The 20,674-nt window shown below is 63.2% G+C and carries 20 protein-coding genes and 1 tRNA gene; 6 read left to right on the top strand and 15 right to left on the bottom strand.

Annotated features, from left to right (window positions below; genetic code table 11):
* Window positions 1-5: 5 nt before the first annotated feature.
* On the top strand, window positions 6-1,805 hold the full coding sequence (locus tag G410_RS0102610; protein WP_028970978.1) for a bifunctional protein-serine/threonine kinase/phosphatase: 1,800 nt from the start codon (window positions 6-8) through the stop codon (window positions 1,803-1,805).
* Here G410_RS0102610 and G410_RS0102605 read toward each other — a convergent pair.
* The 9 genes from G410_RS0102605 to G410_RS0102565 form a co-directional block, all read right to left on the bottom strand.
* The gene (locus G410_RS0102605) at window positions 1,785-4,421 is read right to left on the bottom strand and encodes a nitrate reductase (protein WP_022672106.1); all 2,637 of its coding nucleotides are present in this window, start codon (window positions 4,419-4,421) and stop codon (window positions 1,785-1,787) included. The genes G410_RS0102610 and G410_RS0102605 overlap by 21 nt on opposite strands.
* Entirely contained in the window at window positions 4,421-4,753 is a 333-nt protein-coding gene (gene nirD / locus G410_RS0102600; protein ID WP_022672105.1) for a nitrite reductase small subunit NirD, read from the bottom strand. The genes G410_RS0102605 and nirD overlap by 1 nt, the downstream gene beginning before the upstream one ends.
* Window positions 4,750-7,185, bottom strand: a complete 2,436-nt coding sequence (gene nirB / locus G410_RS0102595) for a nitrite reductase large subunit NirB (protein WP_022672104.1) — start codon at window positions 7,183-7,185, stop codon at window positions 4,750-4,752. Before nirB ends, nirD begins: the two co-directional genes overlap by 4 nt.
* A 12-nt stretch (window positions 7,186-7,197) precedes the next feature.
* Window positions 7,198-7,983: a hypothetical protein gene (locus G410_RS0102590; RefSeq protein ID WP_211214983.1), complete on the bottom strand. Its 786-nt coding sequence runs from the start codon at window positions 7,981-7,983 to the stop codon at window positions 7,198-7,200.
* Window positions 7,984-8,134: 151 nt separating this feature from the next.
* Window positions 8,135-8,908, bottom strand: a complete 774-nt coding sequence (gene cobA / locus G410_RS15300) for a uroporphyrinogen-III C-methyltransferase (protein WP_022672102.1) — start codon at window positions 8,906-8,908, stop codon at window positions 8,135-8,137.
* Window positions 8,909-9,540: 632 nt separating this feature from the next.
* Window positions 9,541-9,617 (bottom strand) — tRNA-Arg (locus G410_RS0102580).
* Window positions 9,618-9,651: 34 nt separating this feature from the next.
* Window positions 9,652-10,479 (bottom strand): carbon-nitrogen hydrolase family protein, encoded by an 828-nt coding sequence (locus G410_RS0102575; RefSeq protein WP_022672101.1) that lies wholly within the window; start codon window positions 10,477-10,479, stop codon window positions 9,652-9,654.
* The gene (gene grxC, locus G410_RS0102570; RefSeq protein WP_022672100.1) at window positions 10,479-10,736 is read right to left on the bottom strand and encodes a glutaredoxin 3; all 258 of its coding nucleotides are present in this window, start codon (window positions 10,734-10,736) and stop codon (window positions 10,479-10,481) included. The genes G410_RS0102575 and grxC overlap by 1 nt, the downstream gene beginning before the upstream one ends.
* A gap of 52 nt (window positions 10,737-10,788) precedes the next feature.
* Complete coding sequence (locus tag G410_RS0102565) at window positions 10,789-11,511, bottom strand: ComF family protein (RefSeq protein WP_028970977.1); 723 nt, start codon at window positions 11,509-11,511, stop codon at window positions 10,789-10,791.
* 44 nt (window positions 11,512-11,555) lie between these two features.
* On the opposite strand from G410_RS0102565, the gene G410_RS0102560 reads away from it, so the two are divergent.
* Window positions 11,556-12,407, top strand: coding sequence for a methyltransferase domain-containing protein (locus tag G410_RS0102560; RefSeq protein ID WP_022672098.1), 852 nt, complete (start codon window positions 11,556-11,558; stop codon window positions 12,405-12,407).
* Here G410_RS0102560 and G410_RS0102555 read toward each other — a convergent pair.
* On the bottom strand, window positions 12,378-12,833 hold the full coding sequence (locus tag G410_RS0102555; protein WP_022672097.1) for a (deoxy)nucleoside triphosphate pyrophosphohydrolase: 456 nt from the start codon (window positions 12,831-12,833) through the stop codon (window positions 12,378-12,380). The two genes, G410_RS0102560 and G410_RS0102555, sit on opposite strands and share 30 nt — an antisense overlap.
* A gap of 53 nt (window positions 12,834-12,886) precedes the next feature.
* On the opposite strand from G410_RS0102555, the gene G410_RS0102550 reads away from it, so the two are divergent.
* Window positions 12,887-13,078: a Flp family type IVb pilin gene (locus G410_RS0102550; RefSeq protein ID WP_022672096.1), complete on the top strand. Its 192-nt coding sequence runs from the start codon at window positions 12,887-12,889 to the stop codon at window positions 13,076-13,078.
* 98 nt (window positions 13,079-13,176) lie between these two features.
* Window positions 13,177-13,356 carry a Flp family type IVb pilin gene (locus G410_RS0102545; protein WP_022672095.1) on the top strand — a complete coding sequence of 60 codons (180 nt, stop codon included), beginning with the start codon at window positions 13,177-13,179 and terminating at the stop codon, window positions 13,354-13,356.
* Window positions 13,357-13,427: 71 nt separating this feature from the next.
* Here G410_RS0102545 and G410_RS0102540 read toward each other — a convergent pair whose 3' ends face one another.
* From G410_RS0102540 to G410_RS18365, 5 genes are all read right to left on the bottom strand, one after another.
* A complete protein-coding gene (locus G410_RS0102540; protein WP_022672094.1) occupies window positions 13,428-14,921 on the bottom strand; it encodes a M48 family metalloprotease in 1,494 nt (497 codons plus the stop codon).
* A gap of 147 nt (window positions 14,922-15,068) precedes the next feature.
* Window positions 15,069-16,013 carry an acetyl-CoA carboxylase carboxyltransferase subunit alpha gene (locus G410_RS0102535; RefSeq protein ID WP_022672093.1) on the bottom strand — a complete coding sequence of 315 codons (945 nt, stop codon included), beginning with the start codon at window positions 16,011-16,013 and terminating at the stop codon, window positions 15,069-15,071.
* Window positions 16,010-16,879: a tyrosine recombinase gene (locus G410_RS0102530; protein ID WP_051137193.1), complete on the bottom strand. Its 870-nt coding sequence runs from the start codon at window positions 16,877-16,879 to the stop codon at window positions 16,010-16,012. Before G410_RS0102530 ends, G410_RS0102535 begins: the two co-directional genes overlap by 4 nt.
* 61 nt (window positions 16,880-16,940) lie before the next feature.
* Entirely contained in the window at window positions 16,941-18,779 is a 1,839-nt protein-coding gene (locus G410_RS0102525) for a hypothetical protein (RefSeq protein ID WP_022672091.1), read from the bottom strand.
* Window positions 18,780-18,781: 2 nt separating this feature from the next.
* The gene (locus G410_RS18365) at window positions 18,782-18,910 is read right to left on the bottom strand and encodes a hypothetical protein (protein ID WP_281163327.1); all 129 of its coding nucleotides are present in this window, start codon (window positions 18,908-18,910) and stop codon (window positions 18,782-18,784) included.
* A 93-nt stretch (window positions 18,911-19,003) separates the two neighbouring features.
* Here G410_RS18365 and G410_RS0102515 point away from each other — a divergent pair, with 93 nt between their 5' ends.
* On the top strand, window positions 19,004-19,555 hold the full coding sequence (locus G410_RS0102515) for a shikimate kinase (RefSeq protein ID WP_022672089.1): 552 nt from the start codon (window positions 19,004-19,006) through the stop codon (window positions 19,553-19,555).
* Window positions 19,552-20,658, top strand: a complete 1,107-nt coding sequence (gene aroB, locus G410_RS0102510; protein ID WP_022672088.1) for a 3-dehydroquinate synthase — start codon at window positions 19,552-19,554, stop codon at window positions 20,656-20,658. Before G410_RS0102515 ends, aroB begins: the two co-directional genes overlap by 4 nt.
* The last annotated feature ends 16 nt before the right edge of the window (window positions 20,659-20,674 follow it).

Below are 20,674 nucleotides of genomic sequence, written 5' to 3'. Positions count from 1 at the left end.
GCGATTTGCGGAGGGAAGCCGCCATATCGGGCCCTGACCGCCCGGTAACGCCCGAGCAGCTCCCTTCGCAGTCGCTATGTGCCGTCATTGGCGGCTACAGCAATGCCGGAACCAAGCCGCGAAATGACGATGCGATTGCCGGGCGCGTTCCCGAGGATGCGTATCAGCGTCATCTGAAAGGGGTCGTCGCTTGTATCGCCGACGGGCTTTCATCGGCCCAGAATGCCGATCGCGCCGCACAGATGGCGGTCATGCAATTCACCCGTGATTTTTACGACGCGCCTGAAAGCTGGACGATCCAGAATTGCGCGGCGCGATTGCTCGCCTCGCTCAACAGCTGGTTTCATTCGCAAAATCGTTCCGCCATTGCCGAGAGCCAAGGCTTTGCGACAACCTTCACCGCTATCGTCGCAAGAGCGACGACGGCGCATATCGTGCATGTCGGGGACACCCGCTGCCATCGTCTGCGTAATGGCAGGCTGACCGTGCTGACCGATGATCACAGCGCGCCCTATCTCGGCCAAGGCGATGTTCTGACTCGGGCGCTTGGGATCGAGGCGGACATTCGGGTCGACTATCGGCAGGAACCGATGCAAACGGGCGATGTCTTCCTGCTCACCAGTGACGGCGTTCACGGCGCACTCGCACCCGCCGCGATCGAGCAGTTTTTGGGCGAGGCATCCCTGGACAGCCGCAAAGACCTGGAAGAGGTTTCCAAACTCCTGTGCGACAAGGCTTTTCAGGCCGGAAGCCGCGACAATAATTCCTGTTTGATCATGCGGATCGAAAGCCTCCCTTCGGAAACACTGGCCGAAGCGCACGGGCGGTTGACACGCCGCGCCATTCCGCCGGTGCTGCGTGAGGGCAACCGGCTGGACGGATGGTGCGTGACCGAGGTTTTGCACAGCTCGCCCCGCAGCCACCTCTACCGCGTGGAACGAGCGGATCGCGATGGCACGTTCGTGCTCAAGGCGCCCTCCGCGAATTTCGCAGAAGATCTTCGGTATCTGGAAGGCTTTACGCTGGAACAGTGGATCGGGCGTCGCATCCAGAACCGCCAGATCATGCATATCCTACCGGCGGAGGATACACGCTTCCTCTATTTCGTGGCGGAACATGTCGAAGGGCGAACCTTGCGGCAATGGATGGCGGCACATCCCGATCCTTCGCTGGTCGAGATCATACCGATTCTTGCATCCATCGTGTCGGCCGCCCGGGTCTTTCACCGGATGGATATCGTCCATCGCGATCTCAAACCTGAAAATATCATCATCGGCGATGACAGTAGCGCAAAAATCATCGACTTCGGATCGGCGCAGGTCACGGGATTTGCGGACTTGCGCTCTGCTGCCATCGAGGAATGGCCCGAAGGATCGCTGAACTATATCGCGCCCGAATTGCTCGCCGGGAAACAGGCGGAAAATCTGTCCGATCTCTTCTCGATAGCGGTCATTGCCTGGGAAATGCTGACCGGCACATTGCCGTTCGACCGGGAAAGCCGGGACATGGCACAAGCGCCAAACCCGGATCGGATGCGCGGCGCGTTCGCGCGCGCACGTCCGGATCTGTCCCCGCTCGCGGGGCGGGCCTTGGCCAAGGCCCTTTACCCGCAGCCCTCCCAGCGTCAGCAGGCCATGTCGGAATTCATCGCCGATCTGAAAAAGGCGGAAACGAACGCGCCGCTATCGACCGAATTCGTCCCCCTCATCGAACGCGGATCCAAGGAGATGTGGCGCAACTGGGCCCTCATCGCCACCCTTATCGCACTGGTTATGGCCGTGGTCCTAATCAACCGGCTCGGCTGAGGCGAAGCGCCGCAGGATCTGTGCGAGTTCGGCCTTGCACGATCCGCAATTCGTTCCCGCCGATGTCGCCGCGCCGATGGCTTCCACCGTGCACAGACCTTCTGCCTCGATGGCGCGGCCGATCGTATTGCGACCGGTCGAGAAGCAGGAACAGACGATGGGACCAGGATCGGGCATGTCCGCGCGCGACTGGCCCGCCAGCGCCCAGTTCGCCTCGCTTCCCGGAAGTCCGGTCAGAAAGTCCCGCATCAACGCGATCGGCTTGCGCGCGATATAGAGCGCTGCGAGCAACAGGTCGTCTTTCAGAAAGGCTATACGGAAGGATCCGCGCGCGGCATCCTGCATCACCTGCGCAGCGGCATTGGGAAGGCCGAACAGATTGCGTGCCCAGCGTTCGAAATCGTCCGGCCGAGCGCTTCCGGCCAGTTCCGCGCGATAGCCCTGGCCGGTGCGGGCCAGTGCCCAATAGTCGCATTGGGGCGTAAATCGATCCTGCGCGATCGCAAAGCCGTGCCAGCGTGCATCGAACCGTTCGGCCCTAACCACCGACGCCTTGCTTTCCGGTTGCCCGGACATCGGGTCCGTCACCGAAGCGACCAGCGCATCAATGCGCGAGGCTGGCGCATTCTCGCCAGTCCAGTGCATCGGCGCGAACAGCGTTCCGGGCTGGACGTCGTCATTCTTGCGCAGGCGCAGGATCGCGGTCCCGCAATCGTTCGACAACCGCACCAGATCGGCCGGTTTAAGTCCGAGCTGCGTGGCATCGTCCGGATGCATATCGACGAACGGTTCTGGCAAATGTGCGGACAGCCTTGGCGAAAGCGCAGTGCGGGTCATCGTGTGCCATTGATCGCGCAAACGCCCCGTGTTGAGCTGAAACGGCCGCTCGCGCGACGGAACGGCGGCGGGCGGGCGATAGGAGACAGGCACGATCCGGCCGCGCCCGTCGGCGTGAAAGAACTTCCCGTCGGCAAAAAATCGATCGATGGCCCCGGCACGCCGCTGCGGCCAGCGCGTGGGCAGCATCCGGTCATAAGCTGCGGCATCCATGCCGGCCATGGCCGAAATGTCGAAATCGAGACCCGCCTCGCCTGCAATGGCGGAGAGCCGCGCATGCTCATCGAAAATCTCCGCCGGCGTCTCCCAGTCGAAAGCGTCTTGCCAGCCCATGCGCTGGCCCACTTCGGCCATGATTTTCCAGTCGGGCCGCGCGCTGCCGGGCACGGGCAGCACGGCGCGCTGACGACTGATCGTGCGGTCCGAATTGGTGACCGTGCCGGATTTTTCCGCCCATGCCGTTGCCGGCAGGAACACGTCGGCCAGCCGCGCCGTATCGGTGCGCAAGCTGATGTCGGAAACGACGACGAACGGGCATGCGGCAATCGCGCGGCGCACCCGGTCGGCATCGGGCATCGTGACGGCGGGATTGGAGTGGACAATCCATAAGGCCTTTATCCGGCCGTCCGCCACGGCATCGAACATATCGACCGCTTTCAGCCCCTCCTCCTGTGGGACGGTTGGCGTTTTCCAGAAATCGGCAACCGCTTTCCGATGCGCCGGATCGGTCAGTTCCAGGTGACAGGCGAGCGTGTTGGCCAGTCCGCCGACTTCGCGGCCACCCATGGCATTGGGTTGTCCGGTGATGGAAAACGGCCCCATGCCCGGCCGCCCGATCCGGCCGGTCGCAAGATGGCAGTTGATGATCGCATTGACCTTGTCGGTGCCGGCCGAGGACTGGTTGACGCCCTGGCTAAAGAGCGTGACCGTCTTTTCGTTGCCGATCCACAAGTCGAAGAAAGCCGACATATCTTTTTCGGAAAGTCCGGTCATGGCGGGGTCGTCGGCCATGGCAGCCGCAAGCGCTGCCTCGAAACCCCGGGTATGCGCAGCGACATAGGCCTCATCGGCAGCGCCCTGCCGCGCGATCTCGGCCAGCAGGCCATTGAACAGCGCCACATCGCTGCCGATCGCAAGCTGCAGATGCAGATCGGCGCCATCGCTGGTGGCCGTGCGGCGGGGATCGATGACGACGAGCTTCATCTCCGGCCGCGCTTCGCGGGCCGCCGCGATCCGCTGATAGAGCACAGGATGACACCAGGCGAGGTTGGACCCGACGAGAACCACGAGATCCGCCTGTTCCAGATCTTCGTAGATCCCCGGCACGGTGTCGGTGCCGAACGCCCGCTTGTGCCCGGCCACGGACGACGCCATGCACAGGCGGGAGTTGGTGTCGATATTCGCGCTGCCGATGAAGCCCTTCATCAGCTTGTTGGCGACGTAATAATCTTCGGTGAGCAATTGGCCGGACACGTAGAATGCGGTGGCATCGGGCCCATGCTCGGCGCGCACGTCCATGAAACGCGCCGCCACAAGATCAAGCGCCTCGTCCCACTCGGCGTTCCGGCCGCCGATCTGCGGGGTCAGCTGCCGCTCGGAGAGGCCGACCGTCTCACCGAGTGCCGCGCCTTTGGAACACAGGCGCCCGCGGTTGTTCGGATGGTCCGGATCGCCTCTGACCGAAAGCCCGCCATCACCGTCCGGCTTGAGCAGCACGCCGCAGCCGACCCCGCAATAGGGGCAGGTCGATCGTATGTCGTTCGCCTCGCCAGCGACCATCAGGCAGCCGCTTGTTCGGCTAGCGCGCCGAGTTTCAGCAACACGCGACCTTCCTCATATTTTACCGGATAGGTCGCGATGGAGCCTTTGTCGGCGCCCTGCGCCTCCCCGGTCTCGAGCGAATAGGTCCAGCTGTGCAAGGGGCAGGTGACCTTGCGCCCATGCACCATTCCCTCCGCCAGCGGACCGCGCTTGTGCGCGCAGATGGCGGAGGTGGCGAATAATTCCTCCTCCCCGGTCCTGAAGATGGCCACGCAGCCACTGGCGGTCTTCACCGTGCGTGCACCGCGCAGCGGGATATCCGACAACGCTCCCACATCGGTCCAGGTCATTCGGCAGGCTCCATGGTCAGATCGGCAAGAGGTTGGAATTTCCTGGCTTCCGGCTCGGTCGCGCGCTCGGCCCACGGGTCCTTGCGGTACACCGACTGGGATATCTCGAAGCGTTCGTTCAGTGCGGCGCGTTCGGCTGGGTCGGACAGGACGTCCTTCACCCAGTCCAGGCCGACCTTGTCGACCCATTTATAGGGGCGATCGAGATATTTGGCGTTTTCGCGATACAGCTGGACGAAGGCGGTGGTCCATTCGATGACCTCGTCCTCCGTCGCCACATCGACGAGTCTCTTGGTCTCGCGCAAATCCATGCCCGCGGCGCCCGCGACACCAATCTGATAGCCGGAGTCCACGCAGATGACACCGACATCCTTGCAGGTTGCCTCCGCGCAATTGCGTGGACAGCCCGATACGCCCATCTTGACCTTGTGCGGCGTCCAGGAGCCCCACAGCTTCTTTTCCAGCTTGATGCCGAGCCCGGTGGAATCCTGCGTGCCAAACCGGCACCAGTCGGTACCGACACAGGTCTTCACCGTGCGCAAGCCCTTGGAATAGGCGTGGCCGGAAACCATTCCGGCAGCGTTGAGATCGGCCCAGATTGCGGGCAGATCATCTTTCTCGATACCCAGAAGGTCGATCCGCTGGCCGCCCGTCACCTTGACGGCGGCATCATATTTCTTGGCGGCCGTTGCGATGGCGAGCAATTCGTCCGCCGAGGTCATGCCGCCCCACATGCGCGGCATGACCGAATATGTGCCATCCTTCTGGATGTTGGCATGGTTGCGCTCGTTGACGAAGCGCGACTGGGCATCGTCCTGATAGTCGAGCGGCCATTCGGCCAGCAGGTAGAAATTGATCGCCGGACGGCAGCTGGGGCAGCCGTTCACCGTAAGCCAGCCCAGCTCCTGCCAGACGGCGGTTTGCGAGCGAAGAGCCCGCGCCTTGATCAGGCGCCGCACGTCCTCATGCGTCAACTCCGTGCAGCCGCAGACGGGCTTCGCGCCGCCGGTTTCGAAACTGTCGCCCAGGGTGACGGCCAGCAATTGCTCGACCAGCCCCGTGCAGGTGCCGCAGGAGGCAGAAGCCTTGGTCTGCGCCCGCAGCGTTTCAAGCGTGTTCGCCCCGGCGCCAATGGCATCGACGATCTGGTTCTTGCATATGCCGTTGCAGCCGCAGATCTCCGCCTCAGGCGGCAATGCTGCAACGGCTGCCAGAGGGTCCTGGCCGGCAGCGCCACCCCCCTGGAATGCAGGACCATAGATCAGCGTATCGCGCATCTCCTCGATACATGTCTCGTCCTTGATCAACCCGAAGAACCAGTTCCCGTCCGCGGTGTCGCCATACAGCACGGCGCCGACCAGCCGGTCATCCTCGATCACCAGTCGCTTGTAGATACCGCGCGCCGGATCGCGGAACACGATGTCCTCGCGCCCTTCGCCTTGCGCAAAATCGCCGGCGCTGAACAGGTCGCACCCGGTCACTTTCAGTTTGGTCGACAATTCGCGCATGGTGAAGACATCGTCCTCACCGCGCAGCGTCTTGGCCACCACCCTTGCCTGGTCGTAAAGCGGGGCGACGAGGCCGAAGAGATTTCCGTCGAACTCGACACATTCGCCGACCGCGAAAATATCCGGGTCGGAGGTGCGCATATGCGCGTCGACCTTGATCGCCTTGCCGCATTCCAGCCCGGCGTCCGCCCCGATCTGTCCGGCAGGACGGATGCCGACCGCCATGCAGACGATGTCCGCTTCAAGCACCGTGCCATCTTCAAGGACGACGCGCTCGACCTTGCCATCGCCCTCAATAGCCTTGGTGCTTGCGTTCAGCATCACATCGATGCCGCGCTTTTCCAGGTCTTGCTTCAGCAGGTATCCGGCGGCTTCGTCGAGCTGACGTTCCATCAGATGGCCCATCAGGTGCAGCACCGTGACGTCCATTCCGCGCAGTCGCAGCCCCGCCGCGGCCTCCAGCCCCAGCAAGCCGCCACCGATCACCACCGCTCTGGAACCGGGCTTTGCAGACGCCTCGATCATGGCATTGGTGTCTTCGAGGTCGCGATAGGCGACGACGCCAGGCAGGTCATGGCCGGGAAGCGGAATGATGAAGGGAGCAGAGCCGGTCGCAATCAGCAGCTTGTCATAAGGCACCGCACCGTTTTCGCCGACGACAACCTTGCGGGCCCGGTCGATGGCGGTCACCTTTTCTCCGAAGCGGCAGGTGACGGCATGTTCATCGTACCACGCATCGCCATGCGTGACGATTTCCGCAAAACTCTTCTCGCCCGACAATACCGGTGAGAGCATGATGCGGTTGTAATTTCCCCGCGGTTCGGCGTTGAACAGCGTGACTTCGTAAGGCGCTTCGGCTTCGAACAGGTGTTCCAGAACCCGTCCCGAGGCCATGCCCGCGCCGATGACGACCAGCTTTTGCATTGCTGCGCTCCTTTACAGATACCAGGCGGTGATGAAGGCGAGGGTTTCGCCGCGATAGATCGGGACGGCGACCATGCTGCGATAGCCTGCCGGCAAGGCGACCCCATTGCCCACGACATGCGGCAGGCCGGTACCCAGCACCTGGCCGATCGGCCCCTGCCACGGATGGACGCCAAGGATGTCGATCGGCGGGTTAAGCTTCGGCCAGAGGGGGCCTTCGCGCTCGCAAATACCATCGATGCGCACCGCGCGGCGCTGCGAGCCCACACGCTCTTCGCGCGCATCCCAAATCTCGAATCGGCTGGCGAGCGGCGTGTTCGGTGCAGAAAGGAACGTCGCCACCCTGACCTTGCCATCAGGCGATGGCAGGGGAATGCCCAATCCTGTCTTGAGTCCCGTCCTTCCTGCGCTGTCGCTGCGAACGAACCCCTGCGATGCGCCGATGTCGCGCATCAGGATCGGCGTCCTGGCCGACCAGACGCCCCCGGGCAGGCCCTGCCCCCGGGCGAACGTCACGTCCTTCGATGCCTGCGCGAAGTCCGTGGAAGCCCCGTAATAGCCATCATCGAGGTGGAGCAGACCGTCCCGCTCTTCCCAGACCTCGATCGCCCCGACATGATCAGCATCACCGCCGCAAAATACCACCAGAATGGCTTTGAGGACCTGGTCGGCGAAGATCGGCAAAGCCACGGCGCAGGTCAGCCCGGCGGTCTCCGCGGCCTCGTGGCGAATGAAACAGGATCCGTTGAACCGGTCGAGGACCAGGGCTCGCCTTTGTTCCCAGGCTTTGCCGGGCAATCCTTCGCCCTTTGCGAATGCTGTTCGCGCAGTCACATCGGCGAAGCCTCCGGCATTGCCATAATGTCCGCCGCCCGGTTTGAGCGTTTCGCCCTCCGGCAACCAGAGTTCGGCAGCGCGAATGAACGATCGATCATCAGCGATGGCTTGGTTACTCTCCTGCATAAGACATCTCGCACGGCATGACTGCATGGGTTGAGGCGGCCTTGCGCAAGGCTTCGCCAATCAAGATGACCGCCGGTCCGGCGCGAAAGGCCGATTTTGCCGCCAATGGCAGCAAGTCCAGGCGGGTGATTAGACCGAGCCTGCCGGGAAGGCTGGCATTCTCGACCAGGGCGACAGGCGTATCGGGCGACAGGCCCGCGGCGATCAGTCCGGCCGAGACATGGGGCGCCGCCGCTTTACCCATGTAGACAGCAAGGGTTGCCTGCGGATCTGCCAGCCCCGCCCAGTCGACTTCGGGCACGCTGCCGCTTTTGACATGCGCCGTAACGAAGGTCAGGCGCCGCGCCAGACCGCGCAGGGTCAGCGAAACCCCCAAATCGGCCGCGGCCGCGCTGGCAGCGGTGACACCGGGGCAGATCCGCACCGGAATACCGGCGGAATGGCACGCATCGATCTCTTCGCTCGCGCGTCCGAAAATCGAAGGATCGCCTCCTTTGAGTCTCACCACGCGCTTGCCGGCGCGGGCGGCGTCCGTGACCAGTCGGCCGATCGTCCGCTGGTCCTGTGAATGGCGGCCCGAACGCTTCCCAACCGAAACGCGATCGGCATCCGCTGAAATCAGTTCGAGCACCGCGCGTCCGACCAGCGCATCGTGGAAGACGATATCTGCAGCCGCGATGAGCCCCGCGGCCTTTCGGGTTAACAAGTCCGGATCGCCCGGCCCAGCGCCCACGAGCCAGACCGTGCCCGGCAGGATCATAATCTCCGTGCCCACTATGCCAGCCCCATTGCGGGGGTTTCCGACATCGCTGAACTGTGCCTCTTGGATTGCATTGCCAATCTCCGATCGCATAGGCGAAGCGCACGCAAAAAAACCGCTACGACGTATGATCCAAAGTGGATCGGTCGAGCGGCATCGTTGCCTACAAATTTCGGTGTTTATCGGATCAGGTTTTCGCCCCACATTGGGCGAATCCGATTGGTAAGGAGACTAACCAACACTATGCTGCGATGCAACAGGAAGATCGTGTACATGTAAATCTGGTAGGTTTGCCAATTCCGACGTCCCCTGTTGCTTGGAATCCGTCGTCCTCTCCTTACCACTGCAAAAGTCGCGCGCTGCTGTCACCCGACAAGGTTCAATCCATTGGAGCGCTGATGAACCAAGCGTTGCTGGCCGTAGTCAGGCCATTTGGCACGGATGACTTCGTAGATCAGCGGAGCAACGGCCTCGTCTGGTTGGTTGATATAAGGCGGCTATCTTGCGGTGCTGCAACCGCCGATGCTGGCAAAGACCTCATCCGGATCAGCGGCTCCACAAACTCATTGGAACGCGCGGTCGGGCGTGCGGACAGCAAGCCATCGAAACTCATGCCCAGCATCGAATGGGAATGGTGCGCCCGACAGGATTCGAACCTGTGGCCCCCAGATTAGGAATCTGATGCTCTATCCGACTGAGCTACGGGCGCGCCGTGGTGCTTTTACGGGCGGGGTGGCGGGGGGTCAATTGGCGTGCGGTGCGTGGCATGCCTTGGCGGCCGCAATGGGTCTGGCATTATGCAGTGCCGGCACCTGGCCGCGGGCGCGATCAATGGCTTTCGGGTCGATATCGGCAAAGCCGACACCGCCCTGCCCTTGCATATCGAGCAGTATATGACCCCATGGATCGACCACCAAACTGTGGCCATAGGTTTCTCGCCCGTCTTCATGCTCGCCGAATTGCGCGCAGGCGGCCACGAAACAACCGGTCTCGATAGCGCGGGCGCGGGCCAGAATGTGCCAATGGGCGCGGCCGGTGGGGACGGTGAACGCAGCCGGGATCGTCAGCACATCGGCGCCGCCTTCTGCCAAGGCACGGTAGAGCGCCGGAAACCGTATATCATAGCAGATCGAGAGGCCGGCCTGAAGGTCGTCCATCGCAACGACGATCGTCTCGCTGCCGCCCTCATAGACATTGGATTCGCGCCAGCTTTCACCGCTGGCGAGATCGACGTCAAACAGATGAATCTTGTCATAGCGAGCAACCACCGTTCCTTCGGGATTGATCACCAGCGTGCGGTTGCGCCGCTTGTCTCCATGGGCAACGGGCAGTCCGAGGTGCAGCCACAAGCCGGTTTTCTTCGCCTGTTCCTGCAACATGGCGACTTCTGGATACTCCTGTTCTCGCCGCACGTCCGCGCGCGCGCGGTCACGATCGAGCACCAACGCCATCTCCGGGGTCAGAAGAGCATGGGCGCCCCCATCTTTCGCTTCCTGCATCGCATCGGCAATGGCTGCAGCATTATCGGCGGCGCAGATGCCGCTGGTCATCTGAAACAGGGCTAGGCGCATCAGTCGGCCAGCATGGCGTCCAGCTTACCGGCACGCTCGAGCGCAGCGAGATCGTCGCTCCCGCCGATATGCTCCCCGCCGATGAAAATCTGCGGCACCGTGCTGCCACCGCCGGACCTTTCCAGCATCTCCTCGCGCTTGGGGCCGCCCATGGTGATGTCATATTCGTCAAAGGTCACGCCCTTGCCGCTCAAGAGCGACTTGGCGCGGTGGCAGAAACCGCAGGTGAATTTTGTGTAGATTTCAACTTTTTTCATGGACGATTTCCTGCATCTGATTGTGGCGTTTTGGGCTGATAATGCGTGCTGTCTATAGCACTCTTGCCCAGGTCACCACACCAACCCACCGCGCGCCGTTACGTTTCAACAATGACGCGCATGCACTCGTGGTTGCGCCGCTGGTATGCACGTCATCGACCAGAATGATTGCCCTGCCCGCTGCCAGAGCTTTCTGCCGATCGGTCATGGCGAAAGCGCCCTGTACTGCGCGGGCACGCGCCTTGGCCCCCATGGCACGCAGCGGCGGCGTGCGCTTGCAGCGCGTAAGAAGCGCGGGATGGAACGGCCTGTCCAGTCGGCTGGCCAGCGCCTGACCGATCAGAACTGACTGATTGTAGGTACGGCCAAACAGCCGGGTCCAGTGAAGCGGAACCGGGGTCAGAAGCGCATCGTCCGGCATGTCCGGTAGCAGGCGCGCCATATGCCCCGCCATCATGCGGGCCGTGCCGAGCGCGCGCGAATATTTCAGTTTCAGCACGAGTTCGGTGGAGAGACCGCCATAGGCCACCGCGCTGCGCAGCAGGTCGAACCGTGGGGGCGCGGCCAGACAGGCACCGCATAAAGGCTCTCCAGGAACCTCATGTTCGAACGGCAGGCCGCAACAATGGCACCAGGGCGCCGACAGAAAGCGCATCTGATGCCAGCAGGACAGGCAAAAAGCGTCCGACCGATCCTGCACGCAGCCGCATCCCGGGCAGCGCGGTGGCAAGGCGAAATCGACCGCATATCGCAGCACTGGGTTCCAGCTTGCCATGAACCGCACCTTGTCCCACGCGCCGCGATCCGGCAAGAGACGCCATGGCCGATGTTCCGCAGCCCTTTGACCGCGCGCGTCGCCGCGCTCTGCGTGCCAGATCGGCTGGGCAGGATTCGTTCTTTCTGCGTTGGATGGCGGAGGATCTGGGGGATCGTCTTTCGGCGGTGTCGCGGGGCTTTACGGACATCCTGCTCATCGGGCCGGTCGCGCGCTATCGCGCGCTGCTATCGCTTGCGGCAGAGGCGACAATAACGGTCGCCGCGCTGAGCGAGCGGGAGGCGGAACCGGGCGATATTTTGTGCGAAGAAGATCGGCTCCCGTTCGAACCGGGCTCGTTCGATCTGATTATTTCGGCTGGCACCCTGGACAGCGTGAACGACCTGCCCGGGGCCTTTATCCAGTTCCGTCGCATATTACGTCCGGACGGCCTTTTTCTTGGCTCGATGTTCGGTGCGGGCAGCCTTTCTTTGCTGAAAAGGTGCATGATTGCCGCCGATGGAGCGCGGACGGGCGCGCATATTCATCCGCAGATCGACGTGCGGTCTGCTGGCGATCTGCTGGCCCGGGCAGGATTTACCATGCCCGTGGCAGACGGCGATCGCCTTACCTTGCGCTATGCCGACCCCATGCGGTTGGTCCAGGACATCCGGGAGGCGGGTATTGGAAATGCGCTGTCCGGCCCGCGGACTGTGCCAGGAAAGGCGGGGATCGCGCGGCTTCTGGATTATTGGAACGCCGCCTGCGAACCGGACGGCAAGGCGTCCGAACAACTGGACATTATTGCGCTGAGCGGTTGGGCGCCAAGTCCCGATCAAGCGAAACCGGCACGGCGCGGAAGCGCTACGGTCTCGCTGGCCGACGCGCTAGGCGGTGGTGGCAAGAAAGCGGAGTAGCACGCCGCGCAATTTGCGATCTGCCGGCGGCATCGGCAGATCCAACAATGATTTCGGCGCACACCAGCTCAGTTGCGCTCCGGCCTGTAGCGGCGCGGGCGTTCCCGCCCACCGACGGCATGCGTAGAGAAGCAAAATCAGATTGCGCGGACCAAGCGGTTCGTCGGCGAATCCCAGCTCCGATATGGCAGCCGGGTCTATTTTTATGCCGATCTCCTCGCAAAGTTCGCGGCCTAGGGCCTGTGCTGCCGTTTCGCCTGCCTCAACCTTTCCGCCGGGGAATTCCCACAGCCCGGCATGGTCGCTGCCAGCCGGGCGTTGTTGCAGCAGGATGTTTCCGTCGGCGTCAATCAGCGCGCCGGCGACCACCAACAGTGCGACGGTTTTTTTGCTCTGTTCCGCAGTCAGATTTAATTCCTTCTTCATGTTAATTTGCGAGGCTTTGGGCGTTCAAAACTCCTGGCCAGGCAGAAACGTTCATGAAAACGCTGATCGATCGACTGACCCGTGAAGAGGACGGTGCGACCGCCGTCGAATATGGGTTGATTGCGTCTCTGGTCGTCATCGCCATGATCGCCAGTATGGCGGCCATGAGCGATACCACCATCGGCATTTGGAACGGCGTTTCCACGGACATTGTGGCCGCCACCGGAAAGGCCCAGCCCTCTTAAGAAAAAATTATCGCTTTTCTGCCAACATTAGAAGCGTTGGACCACATGCATATCCGGTTTGACGGGGAGCTTTCAGAGCAGACGCAAGGAGATCAGACGTGAAGAATTTCAAGAAGCTTATCAAGAATGAAGAGGGCGCGACGGCCATTGAATATGGCCTGATCGCAGCGCTCATCGCCGTAGCAGCCATCACCGCGATGACGTCGCTGGGCACCAACCTGAACAACACGTTCAACACCGTGAACAACTCGCTCACGGCGAAGGCGCCTACGACGTAATAGTCGCGACGTTAGTTTGCGTGAAGAGGCGGCGGCACGATGTGCCGCCGCCTTTTTTGCGCGCTGTGCAGTTACCTGACTACAATCTTATACTGCTGCCCCGCCTGGAGCGCCGTGTTTCCGGTCATGCCGTTCAGGGCCATGAAGCGTTCCGCCTGCAAATTGCTATAGGCCATGCGCCGTGCGAGGCTGGTTACAGTATCGCCGCTCTGCGCCGTCACGATGTCGATACGACGCGGCGTGATCCTGGCGGCATCCTGCGCGCTGAGGCGTGACATGCTCTGGAACATCGGCGCAAAGGCATTGCTGCCGACCGGCGTGATCGTGACGAAATGATACGCCTGCGTGCCCGAGAACTGGTACGCGAACACGGTTACATCCACCTGCCCATTTTGCGTATTGGCACGCGCCACCTGATAAGCGGCGGGAATACCGTTTACCGTGGTGCGTTGCACCTGACCGGCCTGCAGCTGCGTATTCCCGGCGATCTTCTGCAGTGCGCTGGTGATATAATTGGACAGATCGCCACTGAATGGAGCGGTCGTGAACTGCGCCTGACCGTTCTGGCCCTGGATCGATACCGCGCTGGCACTGTTGCTCATGCCATAGCCCTGCGGCACCGAGAACTGCAGCCGCAGATCAGGGTGCAGGAAGTTTTGCCCCTCGATCACACCCTGTTTCGGATCGTCCCCGTATAGCAGACCGTCGATGGTCGCGAGATGCTGCGCCCGGTTGCGCAGACCGCCCGGTGCATAGGTCTGCGCGATCTGCTGCGCGCGCACGACGCGGCGTGCCGGATCGGGGTGGGTGCTGGCCCATTCCGGTACCGAGCGGGCATCTTGCCCCGCTGCACGCTGATCAATCACCGTCTGCGCAGCCAGAGACCCCAGCATGTCGGACAGCGCCGTGGGATCATAGCCAGCCTGCGAGAGGTAACGGATGCCAAGATCGTCCGCCTGTTCCTCCTGCCCGCGCGAATAGCTCAATGTATAAAGCTGCGCCACAGCCGGCGCGTAATTCTGGATCGCACCACCAAGGGAGCCGAGCAGGCCACTATCGCCCAACAGGCCGCCGACGACCTGGCCCAGGATTCCGGCCAGACCGGCGCGGGAGGAAGCCTTTTGACGATCGCCGGCATGATCGGCAGCGACATGGCCTACTTCATGGCCAAGCACGCCAGCCATTTCGGCCTCGTCATTGGCAAGCGCCACAAGTTGCCGCGTGATGTACACATAACCACCCGGGGTGGCGAAGGCGTTGTTGACCGGCGAATTGAGCAGCGAGATCGTGAACGCGCTTTCGCTGCCGGCAAGGCCAGACTGCACGGCAATCTTGCGGCCGACATTGGTGACATAGCCAGCTTCATTGCCCTGGGTATACAAACCGCCAAATTGCGGGACGATTTCGCTATATGCCTGCTGCCCTTGCTGCCGCGCCTGCGGGGTCACCGGCTGGACCGAGACCGGATCGCCAGCCGTGATCGGATCGCTATAGCCGGTGCTGGTGCAAGCCGTAAGGGAAAGCGCGGCCACGCCGCTCGCCAAAATTCCACGATAGAAACGCATCGTTATTCCTCCTCTGATTTTATGAGGAGGAAACGGCATGGCACGCAAAAACGTTCCCTAACCGTAACAGGTTGCGCCTGTCGTAGCAGACCAGCTCGCTCGACTCTTCTATCGCTCTGGCAAGGCCGGAAGCGTGGCGGGATATGGTCAGACCACGCCGATACGCAGATATTTGTCCTGCCGCCGGGTACGCAGATCGGCTGGCGCAATCCCGTCCAACGCGCCGAGTGACGAGAACAGTGCCTCGCCGATATTGGCGATAGTGCCGGCATGATCGCGGTGCGCGCCGCCCAGCGGCTCCTCGATCACCTGATCGACCACACCCAGCGATTTCAGATCGGACGCGGTGATCCGCATCGCCGCAGCCGCTTCGTCCGCCTTGTCGCCCGTCCGCCACAGGATCGAGGCGCAGCCTTCCGGCGAGATGACTGAATAGACGGCATGCTCCATCATCAACACCCTGTCCGCCGCAGCGAGCGCCACCGCGCCGCCCGATCCGCCTTCGCCCAGCACCATGGCCACCAGTGGCACGCCGAGCGCGAGGCAATGTTCGGTCGACCGTGCAATCGCTTCCGCCTGGCCCCGTTCCTCGGCCTGAATGCCCGGGAAAGCGCCCGCGGTATCGATCAGGGTCACCACCGGCAGGCCGAATCGATCGGCCAGGTCCATCAGGCGGATCGCCTTGCGATACCCTTCCGGTTTACCCATGCCGAAATTATGCTTCAGGCGGGACTGGGTATCGTCCCCTTTTTCATGCCCGATCACCATCAGCCGCGTATCGCCCTTGCGGGCAAATCCGCCCAGGATCGCCTGATCGTCGCCAAAGGCCCGGTCACCGGCCAACGGCACGAACTCATCGAACAGTCCGGCGACATAATGCTTGAAATGGGGGCGCTCTGGATGACGCGCGACCATCGTCTTCTGCCACGGGGTCAGCTTGCCATAGACCGCGCGGATTTGCCTATCGACCTTGTCCTGAAGCTTGGCGACTTCGGCATCGATATTGATTTCACCATTCGCCGTCTCTCGCAAATCGGCGATGCGCGATTCCAGTTCCGCAATGGGTTTTTCGAATTCAAGATAGCTCGTCATGGCTGGCGGTTAGTCTGTCCCGCGCGCCGTGCCAAGGGGTGGCGTTCGTTCACCAGCGCCACGAGATGGCTGGATTCGACATGGGTGTAGATCTGCGTCGTCGCGATATCCGCATGCCCCAGCATGGTTTGCAGGGCCCTCAGGTCCGCGCCGCCCGCGAGCAAATGCGTGGCAAAGGCATGGCGCAGCACATGCGGGCTTACGCGCGCCGGATCGATCCCCGCCTTTCCGGCCAGCGCGCGCACGATCTGGAAAAGGCGAATGCGCGAGATATGGCCCGTGCGCGACGGGAACAGCCAGGGCTGATCGCTATCGACCAGATTGCGCCACCGCGCCGCCACCAGCCGTGCACGATCGGACAAAGGCACCAGCCGCTCCTTGCCACCCTTGCCCTTCAAGATCAGAAAGGGCTGGTCGCTGCGAAGCGCATTGCGCGGCAGCGAAACCAGTTCGGTGGCGCGCATACCGGAGCCGTACAGCAATTCGAGCAGCGCCAGATCGCGCAGGGCTGTGGGCGGCGCGCCCTCCATTTCAGTGGCCTGCTCGGCCTGCGTGAACAGCCGGTCGACGTCCTGCTTTTCGAGTATTTTGGGCAAAGGCCGCTGCAGGCCGGGCTTGGGCAAGGCGGGCGAGGGATCATCCTCCCGCAGATTCTCGTCCAGCAGGAAGCCGTAGAAATGGCGCAGGGCCGAACATTTGCGCGCAACGCTCGATGCGGCCAATGCGCGCCATTCTGCCGCCAGCGTGCCCAGCAATTCGCTGTCGGCCACCGTCAGCCTGCCAGCCAACAGCTCGGATGCCTGCATCAGATCGGTGCGATAGGCGGCGATGCTGTTGGCGGCGAGGCCGCGTTCGGCAGCGCACATCGACAAAAAGGCATCGATCGCCGCGCGATCGCGCTGTTCGGTAACTTCGCTGACCGGTGCTTCAGCCACGCGTGACGGCTTCGGCGGCAATCATGCGCGCCTCGGCCTCCATGCCCACCTGCCGCAATGCGCTCACGATATGAAAGAGCTGCGCCGCGGGCATGGCGGACCAGCCGGAACCCTGCAATCCAGCCGCCGCCAGCAAGGATACCGTCCCCTGCTCACCGCGCCGCGCCGCGCCATCGATGGCGCGCGTCCAGACATTTTGCGGGCTCAGGCTGAAACCCAGCCGTTCTTCGATATCGCTGCGCTCATCGGCAGACAGCCGCTGCAGCCCGGCCAGACCGGCAGCCAGCAGACGGCCCTTCTGCCGCCCGGACGCGTCCGCAAATCCCTCGATCGTGCCGGCATCGAATGACCGGCTTCGCGGAGAACCAACGGCCAGCAGCGCCCAGCCGAGGCTTCCTTCGTCAACGATCGTCCCCCAGCTATCGGCCTGCGTATCGAGCCCGGCGGTCAGCATCGCGGCAATCAGATTGCTCGCATCGTCGTTCAGGTCTTCGGCGGGGCGGATCAGCGCGGCGGCGCGCGCGGTGAGCACCAGCATGGAATAGGCGGCGTCATCGTCTCCGCGCGCCCAGATGTCGCGCAGGGCGCCCATTCGGCGCGACTGGTTGCGCCCGGCATAGGCGGTTTCCAGAAGCGATACACGCGCCGCGATATCGTCCCCGACATCATCATCGCCATAAGCCTGCGCATAGAGATCGACCATCGCCGCGTTGCTGATCGTGCCGAGCGCGGCAGCCCCGTCGGCGGCCTGAATGCGCGATGGCACAGGCAGCGCGGCAGACAGCACGCGCCAGCCGCTCACCTGCCGCCCATAGCCATTGTACAGGTTGCTGGGCGGCTCCACGCCCGTGGCCACGGCCAGTCCATAGCGCCAGGCGTTGAGCCCCTGCACGTCATCCCATTCGATGGTCACGGCGCGGCGACCGTTGAAGCCGGCGCCGATGATTTTCTGGGCGAGCAGATAATCCACCCCGCTGGCCCAACCGCGCCGCCGCGTCTCGGTCAGCAGCGCGCTTGCCCGGCCCTGTTCCCCGGATAGACCCGCGCAGATCGCACGGGCGGTGCGCCACTCATTGCTCTTCAGCGCCTGCGTGGCTGCATCGGCCACCGAACATAGTCCGGCCGGATCGGCGGACGCCATGAACACCGGCATGGCCACTTCATATAGTCGGTTGGTATAGTCGGCGGCATCGATCTGCTGCACCAGCGTGCGCGCGCCAACCGTCTCCCCCATTCGCAGCAGCAGCCAGGCACGGGCTGCGGCCCAGTCTGCACCGTTCACATTCTCCGGCGTCAGCGTTCGGCTGACCAGCGCGCGCCGGGCCATGATCGTGCCCCAGCGCGATATGAGCGGCCCGCGCGTGCGCCGCACCAGACCGTTCAGAAATGCGCCGCCCGTGCGGCCATAGGCATCCACGGGCAATCCACCTTCCCGCTCACTCAGAAAGCCGATCTGATCGAGCGACCGGCGCTGTTCCGGCGGAATGTCGTATTTGATCTGGAAATCGTCGGGATCCAGCACGTCCTCTTCCGGCGGCGGGGCCGGAGACGGTGCCGGGGGCGCCGCCGATGGCGTCGATGATGGCGGGGGCGGCGGCGTCAACGGTGTGGTCGCGGCGGGCGCGGAGCCGGGATTGGCGCGCGGGGTCGATGCGCCGGAAGGCGGCGGCGGCGGGGCCGGTGCGGGTGGCGGCGGAGGGCTGCCGAAACCGGGCGGAAGCAGCGATTCCGGGCCCTCTTGCTGCTGCCCCAGGGCCGGCATGGTCGATAGCGCAACGGCACCAAGACTGGTCGCAGCGGCCAGCGCCGTCCATTTTGCCGCCCTGCGCATCGTCAGCCGTCTTGCTGCGCGGTGGTGACAGGCTCGTTCATCATCGTCACCGGCTGTTCGCCGCCCATGGACCAGAACCAGGCCAGAAGCCCGATTACGGCGGCCACGGCCAGAATGGCGACCAGTTTCATGCGGCCTGCGGCGCGCTCACGTCTGCTTCTATATTGCATGATCATCCCAAAAAGCTTTGCCCAGCGCCTAGCCGATCTATAGCCGGGGCTGCAATGCTTTCGAATGATGCCCCTGCAACCGCAAGACCGGTGCCGCGCCCCCATCAGCCCATCGTGCTCGTCGGCATGATGGGCGTGGGCAAATCCACGATTGGGCGGCGGCTGGCCACGCGGCTGCATTATGATTTCGCGGATGCGGACGAGGAAATAGAACTGGCAGCCAATATGAGCGTGACGGAAATTTTCGAAAGCTATGGCGAGCCCTATTTTCGCGATGGGGAACGGCGCGTGATCGCACGGCTGATGGAGCGCGACCGGATCGTCATTGCCACCGGCGGCGGGGCCTTTTGCGATGATGAGACCCGCGCGCTCATCCTGGCGCGGGGCGTCTCGATCTGGCTCGATGCCCCCATCGAGACTCTGGTGGAGCGGGTCGGCCGCCGTGGCACCCGGCCCTTGCTGCAGGGGCGGGATCCTGCGCAGGTGCTGACCGAGCTCATGGCAAAAAGGCGCGATTTCTATGCGCAGGCCGATCATCATGTGCAGAGCGAAAACGCGCCCCATGACCGCACGGTCGGCGCCGTTTTGCAGGCGATCGCGGCATGACCCGGGTCTCGGTCGATCTGGCGGGCGCGCCCTATGACATCCTGATCGCGCCCGGCGCATTCGATGATATCGGCACGCATCTGGCAGGCTATGCCCGCGCTGGCCGACTGATCGGCGTGACCGATGAGGGCGTGGCCGCGCATTGGCTGGAACCGCTGAAACAGGGTCTGGCCGCCTGCGATATCACGCTCGATCTGTTTACCGTGCCGCAGGGCGAAGGCGCCAAGAGTTGGACCTGGCTGGAACGGCTGCTCGACTGGCTGCTCGATCGCGGCGTGGAGCGCGGCGATCATATTCTGGCGCTGGGCGGCGGCGTGGTCGGCGATCTGACCGGATTTGCCGCCGCCATCGCCAAGCGCGGCTGCAATTTCGTGCAGCTCCCCACCAGCTTGCTGGCGCAGGTCGATAGCAGCGTGGGCGGCAAGACTGCGATCAACACCGGTGCGGGCAAGAATCTGGTCGGCGCATTCCACCAGCCCGCCTTCGTGCTAATCGACCCCAAGGTACTGGCCACCCTCCCTGCGCGAGAACTGCGCGCCGGCTGGGCGGAAGTCGTCAAATATGGCCTGATCGACGATGCAGACTTCTTTGCCTGGTGCGAGGACAACCGCGCCGCTTTCTTTGCCGGCGATCTCGCCATTCGTCAGACAGCCATCGAGAAAGCCGTGCGCGCCAAGGCCCGGATCGTGGCCGAGGACGAGCGCGAGACGACCGGCGTGCGGGCGTTATTGAACCTCGGGCATACATTCGGGCACGCCCTGGAAGCCGAGACCGGTTTTTCCAAACGGCTGCTGCACGGAGAAGCAGTCGCCGCCGGCATGGCGCTGGCTTTTCGCTATTCGGTCCACCGTGGGGAGTGCCCGGCAGAGGATGCGCAGCGCGCCGCCGCGCTGCTGTCCGCCAGCGCGCTGCCGGTCACGCTGCTGGAGGCGGACAGCGACACCGATGGTGCGACGCTGGTCGACCATATGCGCCACGACAAGAAGATGGCTGGCGGCACCCTGCCCTTCCTGCTGGCACGCGGCATCGGGCAGACATGGCTCGCCAAGAATGTCGACCTGAACGATGTAGCCCGGTTTCTGGACGCAGAGCGGGCGCGCTGAACGCGGCCTCGTTCGG

Origin of the sequence: Novosphingopyxis baekryungensis DSM 16222 (genome assembly GCF_000420305.1) — a bacterium.
In the GTDB taxonomy this organism is placed as follows: domain Bacteria; phylum Pseudomonadota; class Alphaproteobacteria; order Sphingomonadales; family Sphingomonadaceae; genus Novosphingopyxis; species Novosphingopyxis baekryungensis.
This window is presented reverse-complemented; position numbering and strand designations above follow the sequence as displayed.